Source organism: Paenibacillus sp. ALE2, from assembly GCF_054113385.1.
In genome coordinates, this window is sequence record NZ_CM134213.1 from 5,512,651 (window position 1) to 5,525,856 (window position 13,206).

Genomic DNA, 13,206 nt, shown 5'->3' on the forward strand with positions numbered 1-13,206 from the left:
GAACCTCTCCATTCTAACGTTCATGTATGAACAGTATATCTTTAACTTCCCTAATTTTGATGCCTTCGTTTTTTAATCTAGTAATTCCATCTCTTAATAGCATGATTCTTTCTAATTGGGTAAAATCAGGAGCAAATTGTGCAGCTCGGATACTTGCTTGGGCTTCGTCAAGTGCAAAGTTCCTAGTTATAACGTTAAATTCATCATACATAACCTGGAAGTATTTCCTTGTTAGTCCTACTTCATAATGTCCGACAACTTCATGCGCTATTGTTCCATGACCAGTAATCCGGCTATTAGCTGCTAATTTACCTGTCGCATTAGAAGGTAATACATCATTATTTGTATTGAGAATCGTATCAAATAATAATCCAGTAGGAGATGTGTCATTAGGCCCCGCTACACGGATATTTTCTTGTGGCATCCCTAATTTTTTTGCATACTGAGTTAAACCTTCAATTTGTGCTACAGTTAAAGGCACTTCATTACGCAGGCCATTAGTATCAATAATTTTTCTTGCATTGTCCGCCTCTTCTATTATCGGGTAGTTCCATCTTTTAATGGAGTATATTTTATAGACCCTGATAACCCAATTTTAGGCTTAATAACTGAACTAACTCCTCTAAACAATCCTGCTGTACCGATCATATTAGCCCAGTGTTATTGGTAGAATTAATTGCTCCCTGAATCATACCCGTTATTCCAAATGTACCGAAATTGAGCATGTCATTCCATGAATCGTTTTGTTTATCTGCCCGTTCCATGTACCCTTGATACATTCCTTTTGGAATACCATATGACATAGTGTTGGAAAAGACTTGGATAAATTGAACATAATAAAAAGGGCAACCGAAGTCGCCCTAGATATTCTAATTATTCAACTTAACTCTTCAAATGCTTTAGTTACACAAATCTATTTACTGTCTTCTTCCTTGATATAAGTAGCGTCATATTGAATGATGGCTTTTGTTTTATCCGTAGTCTTTGAAACGTCGTAGACTATTTCATCTTGATTGAATTTATCTTCATCATGGAGAGATTGCGGTTTTTTTATAAATAATGCATCTTTAGTATAAATTTTATCAGGATGATTAAGTCCTTCTAATACACTATCAGGGACTACTGCTTTTGTAACACTCTCCATTTCTTCTTCTGAAGTATCATCACTAGCAAAAACATTATTACTAATAACTACAGCAAACGTAACAGTAAGGACAGCCAACCCCAAAAATTTTAATTTAACCTTCACTTCTTTCCTCACCCTCCATCACCAAATTCCCAGCCATTAGGTTCAACAACTCTATAAACTTATCAATAAATTTTCGTGATCAATGTTACCTTTAGTAGCAAAAACTGCTCCGCTAATTTTTATGCCTTTTTTCATGGAATCCTCTCCTTTAATTGATATATAGCTTATAGCTTGTCGTGCTTTTCCAGTTGAAATTTAAGAGTTTGCTTTCTTCTTTTACTACTTCGCTTAACCTAACTACAAAGTGTTTTTTAAGTAATACCTTAAATAAAAATTAGCTGGTTCACTTTCAGGTTTATCGTTGTATAACATTATCATTCAGTACTACGACAAATGGTTCCACACTATTGATGTACCCAACATAAATATACAAATCAATGCCCTTAAAGTTTCGTAAGGGAAAGATCATCCTCAACTCAGTGGAAAATACTCAATTGAGAAGGATGATCTAACTTATTCATTTTTCCAAATAAGAGACCCTTCAGAAGATGTGATCATGCTAGGGGGGGCGTCATGGAGAGAAATTTAAATAAAGGAACTTTTTCCCTTTTATAACCATTTATATATACTTCCTTCATCGTTATTTGGCTTAGATACTATTTATTTAACGTCAATAACCGCAGCATCATATTCAAGGAACCCATTATCATCTTCATCCTAAATTATTGTTTGTTTCATAGATGGTGTCCCTAGTACCAATAATCTTTAATCCATTTCCCCAATGAATTGTTAGTTCTTCTTTTGGTACTGAAATAATAGCTTTAATTAAAGAATCATATCCCATATATTCCTCCTTGGTTTAGGGCGCTGCTGGTACAATATGTGCGCCATCTCTATTGTAATGAATAATTCCTTTTGTTGTTTCCTCGAGCTACCAGTATTTCTATTATAGTATTTCCTAGTAGATTTTCCGAAATCAATCCTTTCTCGTCCGGCTTTAAACATATCACCTTCTCCAGAATAACTATCAAGTAATTCTTGTGCGGTTTTGTTATCACACCCTTTAGTTCCCTTTTTCCAGAAAACAGACTACCATAAGAATAAAAACAATAACTTGATGTTTTTTGGAGGGTTGTGAATTGGTAGAAAAATTTGAAAAGACATTCGTTCAATTAGCTCAATGCGAGCTGTCTCCAGAAGAGCGGCAAGCATGGTGGGAAGAAAATAAAGTTCAATTGGAAAACAATTATCCCGTGGCGTTTTTCTTAAACTCAAAAACCATCAAGCACGACTTTCGATGGGTGCCTATCCTTGCCAGCCAAAAGAGAGCCGTCGAATATCTTTCGGCGAGAAACATTCCATTCGAATTCCGCTCTATACCAACAACACTATGGAGCTGAATTCAAAGCCTTTTGCAAGATTCAAAAAGAGCAGGATAAAATTCAACTTGACCATCTTAACAAAAAGATACCACAAGTATTCCAGACATATCCAAAGTTTGCGACTTCGCTTAGAAACGTTTACAGTAATTCGGATGTTTTGGATGGCGGCGCATCTTTACATAAAATTGAACAGGTAGAAGCGTCATTAGATTTTCAACTGCCAAGCGATGTAAAAAAGCATTTTGGAGTAGTTGAGAATATTTCAATTGAAGGTACACGTTCAGAATTGGAATCATTACGAAAAATAGATATAAAAGAGAAGCCCTATATCGTTTTGGGTGAATTTTGGAAAGAAGCTGACGGGGACTTACTGCTGATAAAGCGAAAACTGGACCGGTAAGGGGGTTCCCTATCCGTTCCGGTCCCGTTTTCCTTCGTCACAACACAGTTTGTTTCTGGTATTTTTCAGTCTTACGATCCTTTTTAATCACTTTACTGTTATTCCTATAATCATCCCATGAATCTAGACTCAAAAAAGGATCTCCTTCGATGATATCTTTTACTTTGCTGTGCTGCTGTTCTTTGAATAGCTCAATCATTCGAATTAAATCATTGCGATCCAGCAGCTTCACTTCATTATAACTGGCTAACTGTTCACACGAGGTTGTGTATTTACTTGAAGTAATCACAATAGATTTCTTAGCTCTGTAAAATCGCATACAGCTATACACTTCTTGAACCCAACAGGATTAGTGACTGCATACCGTTTGGCCTGAAGGACATTACGGTATCCCTCACGATCCGTAAATACCAAATCTGCTCCAAAATCTCTACTGTCTTGTGTCTTATACACATCACTATAACCCAAGCAATTGAACAGCTTGCACAAATAAATTTCAAAATCCTTGCCATCTTCCATACGACCAATCTCGCTTATGCCGATTTTGTAAGGATCAATATCCTGCGTTACTTTATATCGCTCTTGGACTTTAGGCCTTTTAAGAAAACGTAACAGAGCCAAAGCAAGTAATACAGCAATGACACCAACAACTATAAATATGTACAACTCTGCTCCTCCTTAGATATTCAATTATTTTCTATACACCTTCTTATAATACAAATAATAGGTACAATTTACCATTAAAATTCAGAGAAATATAGTAGATTAGAAACAAAAATGAGTCTAAATAAAAAGGCAACAGGTAATACCTGCTGCCTCACTTCCTATTATTCAGCTTCCCTTAATGTTTTTAAAGCTCCAGTAAATGAATTGTCGATCGACATAATATATCCATTAACTTGCTTGCTAAATTCAGACTCCGTAAGTTTATCTTTTCCTGCCGTATGATTCTTAATGAATTTTATAAGGTCTGCTTTTTGTTTTGCAATATCCTTTAAAACTTGGTCACTTTCTCGCTTGTAATTTTTAATACTTTTACTTAGTTCCACCTTTGCCACGCTGAGCTGCTTCTTTAATTTATCGCAATCAGCCTTGGCTTGAGCTATTACCACTTTACTAGACTTATTTTTCACTTCGTTTTTATACCGCGCAGTTGCTTGGTTTAATCTCTGAGTTAACTCACGAACTTCTGCCCCCAGGACAGCATTAAGCTTTTTTTCTGCAGCTTTAATTTCTTTTACACGATCTTTGTAATTCTCAAAATATATTCTTTCGATTTCACTTGTTGACATTGCTTTTGTAGATGTTGCCGCCAATACTTGTGATGGAATTAAAACAATAAACATGAGTATTAATAAAATAGCTTTCTTCATATGTATCCCCTTGTCTGGTAATAGTACAATTATCATAAGGGAAATGAAGGGAATAGACAATATATCTTATTTTATTATCATGATATTTTTAAAGAAGCGTTAGAATGATTACAGTAGAAATGCAAAACAAATAATAAACAAAATTCATTAAATACTTTTTCAAGCATTTGGAACGTAGCTCTGAACTCTCTTCACCAATTTCATTTATAGTTTCCTCGATGATTTCCCTTATCTTCATCCAAATCTTTGTTTAAAGATTCTTCCATCAAGTTATAGCTACTTTTTAAGTTCAATTAACAACAACTAAAGAATATACATCTACTATCTTTAATTCCAAGATCCACTGGTATATGGGTAATATTTTGCTGATTGCTCCTATACAAATTCCCGTCAGTACCCAAATACTTTCTTCCTATTTTAATTTGTGCGTTCTATCCGTTATAGGAGTTGCTTGTAGCAAGCTCAAATGGAGAAAGCTTACTCCTATTTATTGTTAAGGGAGCAAGCTCAAAAATAAATTATTTTGTAACAATTAATTATCTTTTCAGCAATTGACCGACATTCTTCAATACTTTTGTCGAATTTCTTTTTAAAAGATTGAGCGAATACCGAATGAATCTGCTTTGCTAATTCTTCAACAGAGTTTGTTTCCTTACTTTTTTCATGGATTCTACGTATTTCTGAATAATATTCATCTTCTAATAGAGGATATATTTCGACGGGATTCCATTCATTAATCATTTGTACAATATCATCGTTCATTTCTATACACTCCTACTCTCCAAATAACGATTTAGATAGTGTTTTTTATGCATACTCTTAGGAATAACTGTAACAAGTGTCCCGTCGTTAGCAACTACAGCAGCACCTTCTTTTGAAAAAAACAAATGCTTACTACCATTATTCTGGGAAAGGGCCTTCCCATTCTCCACTCAAGAATCTGCCATTTCTTTGGTTACGCCTCGCTCTTGCATTCTTTCTAAAGTATGATTAGAGGAATTATGTAGTATATAACTGGAAGAAAAAATATTTCACAAATATCAAAAAAGGTGTAGTCATTAAGTTGACTACACCTAATTAAATATCATTTGTCATTGTATGTTAGAGAAACATGAAGATAGCCATCTCTTATACCAGGTAAACCATCCGTTTCTTTTATATCTAAAAAATCAAGTTTTTCTCTCCAAGCTTCTCTTTCTTTATCTTTATAAGTGTTACCGTATCTATCAAAAACATAAGCGATAACTGATGCTTTTATTTCAACGCTCCCCTTTGAAATACGTGTCCATTCTGTCGGTGCAACTATTTGGTTACTTAAAGGAGTTATTTCTTTCCCCGAGACATTCAATACAAACACTTTCCCTTGATTTCCTACAAGCGCTACCTTCTTCTTAGCATCCCATGAAACTGAATCGACATAACCACCAAATAAATCTTTTATAGGTATATATCGGGACTTATAATTAAATTGTTTCCCTTTTTGCTTATATGAGATTGTTAAAGCAGTGTTTTTAAGGTTTGAGTTGTACGCATGGTCTGCTTTTTTAGCTATTGAATCACTAACACCTGCTGCTTGTATGCTTGCTCCAAAAACAAAAAACAAAGAAAAAGATAATAAAAAGAATGTTATTTTTCTCATAAATATCCCTCCAAACCTTTTCATTAAGTAGCTGATAACTTTAGTTAGGTCAATACCTATTTCAAAACATATACAGGCACCGACCTAACACTACAATATACTTAGAAACCTACAGTATTAACTGTTACTGTTTGGTAAGGTACACTACCAGATTTACTTATTGCTCCACTAGGCGTATCACACGTACCAAACGTTTTTCCATTATACGTGTGACTACTTAAAATGCCTTGTGTCAAATCAGTTGTTGATCCATCTATTCTCGTAACCTCAGTACCAGAATAATTAACCGTTACTTTACCAATGTCACCACCAGAATAATTCTCTTTAGCTAAAGCTGTAACTCTTTTAACAACTAAATTAGAAACCTCAGAGCTACTCAGTGGTTTTGAATAAGTAAAGAGAAGGTACTGATTTGTACCATTAACATTAGTTCCGTTCACAAAGTACTTAAAACGCGAAGTAGTAGTATCATAAAAAACATTGCTTATAACATTAGTACCTGCTTTGTATCTAGGAGGAACACTAGTGGAACCATCTGGAATAGGATTCTGTAGCGTACCCTGCGGATGAATAACCGCAGTATAGCTGTTTTGTGCTTGACTATACTGTAACCCAGCTTCAAGCTTAAACCCACTCAAATAAGAAGAAGAAAGCACATCTATACCATTATATAAATATCCAGCTACACTTCCATTAGGTGCATTAATTGCAGGATAGGAAGGTAAAGTAAACGTTGTTCTAATACCTTTATATCCAGTAGCCGTTACTTGTCTAGCAAAAGCTCCACTATTAGAGCCTAAAATATTGGGATCGATAGTTGCTCTTTGTAGAGCAATATTGTTTTCTACACCCTCTTCCTTTTTATTTAAATCAATTTCATTAACAACTTCCCCATTTTTGTCATACACAAATCCATTATCATCCATTGTATAAATATAGGCATTATCCAATATGTTTTCAAACTCATCTTTTAATGATTCATTATTGTATGTAGACTCAGATGCAGAAATACTTTTTTTATTCACTTTAATACCAAACTCGCTTAAGTAGTCATTCTGATCTGTCTTGTTCAGGTGTGCAAGTTCATTAAGATGGTAATTCACTTGATCAATACGATCCTTGTCAATTTGTTGTTTGATGATCTCCTTATCCAATGGTACAGCACTACCTTCTGCTTTTACTGAGGTGAGAGGAGCCATACCTATAATTAAGGCCAACCCCGCAATTGCTAAATGCTTTTTCATCTAAAATCCTCCCAATGTTTGATAGACACAGGATATAATATACAATGTTGTATATTGATTTACAATATTTTTTTCATAAAAAAAGGATTTTTTATAATAATTTTTAAAAAAATGCGAACAATTCATTGTCACATTTACAAAATAAAAAGGTTAGACGGATAGCCCGTCTAACCTTCACTTAATTTTCATGGTTTAATGCATATGAACAAACGCTCCGAACTATTTATACAAATGTACTAACTACCAATGTGCCAGCTCTAAACTTGAAACCAACCACTTTGAGCTGCCGACGGTATAGTTGTAACTTGACTACTCGTTGATTGTGTACTTATGACTAATACTAATAAGAAAGTCGTCGTGCATAGCTTTCTAAATTATGATACTCCGTCTTGGCTTCAGTTAGGACAAATTTCTGATAACGTTCGACAATTATCCTGTAACGAAGGATTGAGCGTTCATCATTAATTATAATTGATTTCCTCATACCATCTAATAAGAACCGAACTCCCTTTTCGTACTGGCCTCTGGATAGACAATATTCAGCCAATTCACTCAATACGCCAACAAGCTGATTATTAATATTTTGCTGATCATTGGTTTGTATTCTTGTATGATCATGTAAGTTTGAAATTTCACACTCAAAACGATTCAGAATATCATCTACGTCCATGCTATAGCGATTGGCTGCGATCATAATGTTCCATAGACCCGGGAGAATCTCATCTTTCGTTCTTGTAATGAGATCAGCATATGCAGGAAGTACCTTTCTATTTCCAGCCATGAGCTTGCTCAGGCACACATTAGTCTCACCCCACTCCTGAAATAAGTTTTTCCAGTGTTTTGTTTCTTTATCAGTTTCTTTCACCCATTCTAAATCAACAGATTCATAGGCTGCTTGCAGTGCTAACTCATAGTTTCCTTGCTCATAGTTAGCCCCACCAATAAGTGAACTACTGAATGCTATATAAAAAAATAACGGTCGCAAAGGCTTCTTAACTTGTTCTCTTTTAAGAGACTGTGCTATAGAATATTGCGCTTTGCCTAAAGCTCTTAAGTCTTTAGCAACTTCCTCAACCCGTTCCCATTTACGCAAAGATCGGTATACATTAGCCAAATCTACAAAGGCATCTAACTGGTCTATAGCATCAAGACGTTTGACAAATGGCTCAAATTGAAGCGCTGATTGAAAATTCTTTTCTTGGTCATTTCCAATCTGAATCTTAAATATGCGATATTGACAGATGGCTAGACGCTCAGAATGTTGATATTTCTCCGCTTCAGCTACTCCCTCATATAATATCAATGCAGCCCCATGCCGTCCCTGTGCCAATAATCCTTCTGCAATTTCGAATAGCTTGGGCGAATAGAGTAGATTGTCCATGATGGCTCCCACCACTCGACGGATCGCATCCAACTTTTCCAACTCCGCACAGCGATATAAAAACGGTTCAATTCGCCTCATATTAGGAGGATGGTCAATAATGTAATTTTCTATAAATAGATCATAAAAGCGACCTTCTGGTAAGCCCATAGCTTCAGTAATTCGATCAAGCTGATTAATAGACATAGATTTATTACCTGTTACAATGCTACTTATTATTCCTCTATTCATCCCTGCGATTTGTCCAAATTTCGATAATGTTAAGCCTTCTTGTTGTAGAAATTGTTCCAATTCTGCTCTAATCGTGGGTGTAATTTTCATTGGTAAACCACCCTTTCAACACAGACTTACAATACGATGCATAGTTAAATTTATTATGTAGTTGTGAAACAAGTAGTAAAATGTTCTAGCGATCTTGATTTTAACATCTTTTGGTATAAAATCATATATATTTCACATAGTACTCAAGATACCTTTTGGGATAGTTACGATGATTTCATGATTAAGGATACTGTCTACAGAATTATTTGTAGGAATTGAATGGTCATTTGATTTTAACCATCCCCTTCCACAAAATTTTGCGTATCGGTATCAATTGATTCAGAAAGAGATAACATTTCGAACATTTTACCAACTGGGATAGTTGCCGACGTCGCCATGTTTCCAAACTGCTCAAGGCTTGATTCGTTCGCTCATATAACTACAGTGTGGGGCAGGATGTGCTGCTGCATTATTTGGAAATTTAATAGGCGTTTTGGGTGTAAACTATCCCCCTTATTCAAATCACATACCAAATATGGTTATTAAATCACTGAAAAGCCTAGACATAAATCAACTAAGCCGCAGTGTGTACTAGTGTACACATTTTATCCTACTTGTTTCTGTAGCTCATATTCCTTTACCCTACGATAAAATGCGTTAGGCTTCATTTCTGTACGCTTCATTGCTTCAACTGCTGTTATGCTGCCTTCCATTCCTCATATACTGCAATGAAGTCATCACTTATTGCCTGTTTACCACACCATTATTTCTTGCTGCTGCTATACCTTCAGATTGTCTACCGTCTATCTTCTCACGTTCACGTTCTGCCATGTAGCTGAGTAATTCAAGCACGGTACCTGATATAACTTTCTCCAAGCCATTATGATATTGTCTAGTGTCAAGAATTGGCATATCAAGAATTACGATGTGTGCGCCTATCTCATGCGTTATTTCTTGCCATTCACGATTGATTTCCTCTGCATTCCGTCCAAGTCTGTCTAGTTCCTTGATGAACAGAATGTCGCCTTTTCTAAGCACAGTGATTCAGGCAAAGAGAGCATTTCAAACATTTTACTGGGTGATGTTTCCCTTAATACCGCTGTTTAACGTGTAGGTCATTGTGTGAAGCTGGTTTTGATTCATTTATCATTCGTCACCTCCAATCGTGGGAAACATGCAACATAGCATAAAATCATTATAACTAACAATTTAAGACTTGAGCATTTGCAACATACTCTCTGGCTTTATATTAGCCTGTGATAGAATTGCCTGTGATGTCTGAAGCATAATCTGATTTTTAGCCAATTGAGTCATTTGTTTAGCAATGTCGGCATCACGAATGCGAGATTCCGCAGAAATAAGATTCTCCGTATAGTTGTTGATATTGTTAATTGCATGCTCCAAGCGATTTTGGTAGGCTCCTAATTTAGAACGTTCTGATAATACTCTATTAGTAGCCTTATCAATATCTTCTACAGTAATTGAAGGGATCACTTTGTAGTTATCGAATGAACCCTCTGAAAAAGCTGTAAACACTCCTGTATATCCTTCAACCATACTTGAGTTAACAGAGTAACCTTTTATGTCACCTATCCCTTCAACCGAGAAGGTATAATAGTCTCCAACAACTGAAGCGGAAAGCTTATAAGTCTTTCCTACATTCGCTGCTTCTGCCCCTACTAGTCCGATATTTCTGTATACTCCATTCACTCTTTCGCCTAAGTATATCCCACCATACTGACTATACCAACCAAACACCTGATTGTTAAAGTCCTCACCCTTTATAATAATTCCTACATTACCGTCTTTATCAGCAGATGTAAATTCTGCATCTACAGTTATCGTCATTTCATTATCCTTAATTACTTGAGACAATATTGTTTTGTCTCCTATGCCTAATGTTCCTTGTCTAAGTCCTCCATTCTTGACACTCCACCGCCCAGCATCAGGAAACCATTGTGAGAACTTATTATGATCGTCAAAGTTTTCTTTATAGTATAAGCCGAGATCCATGTTATTTATTGTAATTGGAATATTATCATCAGCGTATACATTCCTAGAGAACGAGCCATCAAACAAATTAATCCCATTGAACTCAGTATTGCTGGTTATACCATCAATATGATCAAGCAATTCAACCATCTCATTAAGGATATTCTCTTTATCACTATTTTGTAGTATCCCATTTTGCTTCTGAATAATTAGTTCACTGATTCTATGCAAAGAATCATTAACACTTGCCAAGGCTCCATCTGCTGTTTGTAGGAGAGAGATACCATCTTGAGCATTACGTGAAGATTGATGTAATCCACGAATCTGCGCTCTCATGCTCTCTGATATTGCTAAACCAGCCGCATCGTCAGACGCACGATTAATACGTAGTCCTGATGATAACTTCTTCATCGTTTTATTGACAAAACCTGTACGCTTTTTTAAGTTGTTACTTGCAACTGTCGCCACAATGTTCGTATTGATAATCATATGTTCTCCCGTAATTCTCTGTCTTCATAAGATTTTTAAGTACATTATATTCTTTCAGTAAAATCATCGTTTTACTACAGGAGTCTCCAGTATCTTGTTACCTGAAGCAATAAACTTTTCAGCCTTGCGATCCTTTTTAATCACTTTACTGTTATTCCTGTAATCATCCCATGAATCCAAACTCAAGTAAGGCTCTGCTTCAATAATATCTTTTACCTTGCTGTGCTGTTGTTCTTTGAATAGCTCAATCATTTAATTAAATCGTTGCGATCCAGTAGCTTTACTCCATTATAACTGGCTAACTGTTCACACGAAGTTGTGTATTTGCTCGAAGTAATAACAATAGATTTCTTAGCTCTATAAAATCGCATAGAGCTATACACTTCCTGGACTGCACTCAAACCCACAGGCATGCTTAATGCATACCGTTTAGCCTGAATGACATTGCGGTATCCTTCTCTATCCGTAAATACCAAATCTGTTCCAAAATCTCTACTATCTTGTGTTTTATACGCATCATCATAGCCTAAACACAGGAACAACCTGAACAGATACATTTCAAAGTCTTTGCCATCTTCCATACGATCTATTTCGTTAATTCCAATTTTATACAGATTAATATCCTGTGTTACTTTATACGATTCCTGAACTCTAGGCTTTTTAAATAAGCGTAGCAATACCAAAGCAATCAATACAACAATGACACATACTATCACAAATATAGACAACAATGTTCCTCCTTAGCCACTCGAAATCCTTTTCACACTTGCCTATAATACAACAAAAAGGGACAATATCCCATAATTTTTAGGGAGGTAAAGTCGGATTCATAGGAATATATATTATTTCCATCATAAAGCAATAAGGAAGATTAATTATTTTTCTATATCTATTCTTGGTATTTAATTTCCAATACTTTCGCATTAGAAATATAGTATAAATGGACTGTTATTCTCTTTTTAGGTTAACTATGGATATATAAAATAAGTATACTATCTATATCTTGAAAAAGGAGGAAGAGAGTGAAGAAATTAGCCAAAAAATTCTCAAGTCTACTTCTGGTTGGATTCTAGTAATGATGATTCCGTATCAGCAAAACCAGCCGTCGAAGGGTGAGATTGTACAGGCCTACCGTGTAACTGACAATGGGTTAGTTGAACTCAGCCAAGATGAATTGCAAGCTTATAAAGCTCAGGAAGAAGAGGCAAACAAGAGCGCACAATTAGAATTAGATAAAGATTCTAGCCAAAAAAATTCACAAAATAACGGCCCTATTACACCAAATGCAATTAACGAATACGATACGAACAATCTACATTCAAATCTCTGCTGTACCTATGGTTTCTCTTAGAAAACGTGTTTCCCCATATGTATATAACCGTACTCAAGATAATGCTACAAGAGCAATTTCCTCTTCTACAAGTCAACACATGGCAAGCAAATATTAGTCTTTCATATGAGCACAAAAATGCTGTTACGGGAACTTTAGGAGGTGGCTGGTCTAAAAACACTACTTTTTCTGATACAACAACCACTACTATAAGACCTAATTATATGAGTTGGGCTGAATTTACGCCTATTATGCATAAATCTTTCGGTTATTTGAAAGAATATTATTCATTGAATGGTTCAGTGAGAACAAATAAATACACTGAGATATACATCGCAAGAGAGGTTAGTGGTCGTACTGACGGTATCTTAACCGTTAAAACCGCCCCTATCAATTAATTCAAAGGAGGTTATCCCTAGAAAGGGGTCAGTGATCATGCAACCCTCTTCACATTCTGCAAAATAGTCAAATTATTGGATAGTCTTGCTTTTACCTAACCCAAATTATTTTGGTTTTCCTCCTTTGA

13 protein-coding genes and 3 pseudogenes are annotated in these 13,206 nt (G+C 35.5%); 3 read left to right on the forward strand and 13 right to left on the reverse strand.

Features of this window, described 5'->3' with window-relative positions; genetic code table 11:
• Positions 1 to 13: 13 nt before the first annotated feature.
• From ACXHJ1_RS23815 to ACXHJ1_RS23830, 4 genes and pseudogenes are all read right to left on the reverse strand, one after another.
• A pseudogene (locus tag ACXHJ1_RS23815) lies at positions 14 to 815 on the reverse strand (WXG100 family type VII secretion target); the annotation flags it as partial.
• Between the two features lie 98 nt (positions 816 to 913).
• Positions 914 to 1,249, reverse strand: a complete 336-nt coding sequence (locus ACXHJ1_RS23820; RefSeq protein ID WP_457905324.1) for a hypothetical protein — start codon at positions 1,247 to 1,249, stop codon at positions 914 to 916.
• A 652-nt stretch (positions 1,250 to 1,901) separates the two neighbouring features.
• Entirely contained in the window at positions 1,902 to 2,033 is a 132-nt protein-coding gene (locus tag ACXHJ1_RS23825) for a hypothetical protein (RefSeq protein WP_258196279.1), read from the reverse strand.
• Positions 2,034 to 2,048: 15 nt separating this feature from the next.
• Positions 2,049 to 2,099 (reverse strand): hypothetical protein, encoded by a 51-nt coding sequence (locus ACXHJ1_RS23830; protein ID WP_308810692.1) that lies wholly within the window; start codon positions 2,097 to 2,099, stop codon positions 2,049 to 2,051.
• 401 nt (positions 2,100 to 2,500) lie between these two features.
• Between ACXHJ1_RS23830 and ACXHJ1_RS23835 the strand changes: the two genes are divergently transcribed.
• The gene (locus ACXHJ1_RS23835) at positions 2,501 to 2,971 is read left to right on the forward strand and encodes a hypothetical protein (RefSeq protein WP_107734386.1); all 471 of its coding nucleotides are present in this window, start codon (positions 2,501 to 2,503) and stop codon (positions 2,969 to 2,971) included.
• A 37-nt stretch (positions 2,972 to 3,008) separates the two neighbouring features.
• On the opposite strand, the pseudogene ACXHJ1_RS23840 reads toward ACXHJ1_RS23835, so the two are convergent.
• The 9 genes and pseudogenes from ACXHJ1_RS23840 to ACXHJ1_RS23880 all read right to left on the reverse strand — a co-directional run bounded on the left by ACXHJ1_RS23840 (position 3,009) and on the right by ACXHJ1_RS23880 (position 12,078).
• Positions 3,009 to 3,637: pseudogene (locus ACXHJ1_RS23840) on the reverse strand (restriction endonuclease).
• A gap of 161 nt (positions 3,638 to 3,798) precedes the next feature.
• Entirely contained in the window at positions 3,799 to 4,344 is a 546-nt protein-coding gene (locus tag ACXHJ1_RS23845) for a hypothetical protein (RefSeq protein WP_457905325.1), read from the reverse strand.
• Positions 4,345 to 4,851: 507 nt separating this feature from the next.
• A complete protein-coding gene (locus ACXHJ1_RS23850; RefSeq protein WP_167438187.1) occupies positions 4,852 to 5,106 on the reverse strand; it encodes a DUF1871 family protein in 255 nt (84 codons plus the stop codon).
• Between the two features lie 322 nt (positions 5,107 to 5,428).
• Entirely contained in the window at positions 5,429 to 5,983 is a 555-nt protein-coding gene (locus ACXHJ1_RS23855) for a hypothetical protein (protein WP_017426704.1), read from the reverse strand.
• A gap of 101 nt (positions 5,984 to 6,084) precedes the next feature.
• Complete coding sequence (locus ACXHJ1_RS23860) at positions 6,085 to 7,227, reverse strand: hypothetical protein (protein WP_107735294.1); 1,143 nt, start codon at positions 7,225 to 7,227, stop codon at positions 6,085 to 6,087.
• A gap of 340 nt (positions 7,228 to 7,567) precedes the next feature.
• A complete protein-coding gene (locus ACXHJ1_RS23865) occupies positions 7,568 to 8,929 on the reverse strand; it encodes a helix-turn-helix transcriptional regulator (protein WP_107735295.1) in 1,362 nt (453 codons plus the stop codon).
• Positions 8,930 to 9,610: 681 nt separating this feature from the next.
• Positions 9,611 to 9,907 carry a recombinase family protein gene (locus tag ACXHJ1_RS23870; protein ID WP_243208129.1) on the reverse strand — a complete coding sequence of 99 codons (297 nt, stop codon included), beginning with the start codon at positions 9,905 to 9,907 and terminating at the stop codon, positions 9,611 to 9,613.
• Positions 9,908 to 10,078: 171 nt separating this feature from the next.
• Entirely contained in the window at positions 10,079 to 11,350 is a 1,272-nt protein-coding gene (locus ACXHJ1_RS23875; protein WP_181955911.1) for a flagellin N-terminal helical domain-containing protein, read from the reverse strand.
• Between the two features lie 63 nt (positions 11,351 to 11,413).
• A pseudogene (locus tag ACXHJ1_RS23880) lies at positions 11,414 to 12,078 on the reverse strand (restriction endonuclease).
• 275 nt (positions 12,079 to 12,353) lie between these two features.
• Between ACXHJ1_RS23880 and ACXHJ1_RS23885 the strand changes: the two are divergent.
• Together ACXHJ1_RS23885 and ACXHJ1_RS23890 are read left to right on the forward strand one after the other, a co-directional pair.
• A complete protein-coding gene (locus tag ACXHJ1_RS23885) occupies positions 12,354 to 12,701 on the forward strand; it encodes a hypothetical protein (RefSeq protein WP_243208128.1) in 348 nt (115 codons plus the stop codon).
• A gap of 17 nt (positions 12,702 to 12,718) precedes the next feature.
• A complete protein-coding gene (locus ACXHJ1_RS23890) occupies positions 12,719 to 13,078 on the forward strand; it encodes a hypothetical protein (protein WP_254628512.1) in 360 nt (119 codons plus the stop codon).
• Positions 13,079 to 13,206 lie beyond the last annotated feature (128 nt).

Excerpts from the sequence above, each read along its gene's own strand:
- ACXHJ1_RS23825 (WP_258196279.1), bottom strand. The coding sequence starts at position 2,033 with ATGGGATATGATTCTTTAATTAAAGCTATTATTTCAGTACCAAAAGAA.
- ACXHJ1_RS23845 (WP_457905325.1), bottom strand. The coding sequence starts at position 4,344 with ATGAAGAAAGCTATTTTATTAATACTCATGTTTATTGTTTTAATTCCA.
- ACXHJ1_RS23850 (WP_167438187.1), bottom strand. The coding sequence starts at position 5,106 with ATGAACGATGATATTGTACAAATGATTAATGAATGGAATCCCGTCGAA.
- ACXHJ1_RS23855 (WP_017426704.1), bottom strand. The coding sequence starts at position 5,983 with ATGAGAAAAATAACATTCTTTTTATTATCTTTTTCTTTGTTTTTTGTT.
- ACXHJ1_RS23860 (WP_107735294.1), bottom strand. The coding sequence starts at position 7,227 with ATGAAAAAGCATTTAGCAATTGCGGGGTTGGCCTTAATTATAGGTATG.
- ACXHJ1_RS23865 (WP_107735295.1), bottom strand. The coding sequence starts at position 8,929 with ATGAAAATTACACCCACGATTAGAGCAGAATTGGAACAATTTCTACAA.
- ACXHJ1_RS23875 (WP_181955911.1), bottom strand. The coding sequence starts at position 11,350 with ATGATTATCAATACGAACATTGTGGCGACAGTTGCAAGTAACAACTTA.
- ACXHJ1_RS23890 (WP_254628512.1), top strand. The coding sequence starts at position 12,719 with ATGTATATAACCGTACTCAAGATAATGCTACAAGAGCAATTTCCTCTT.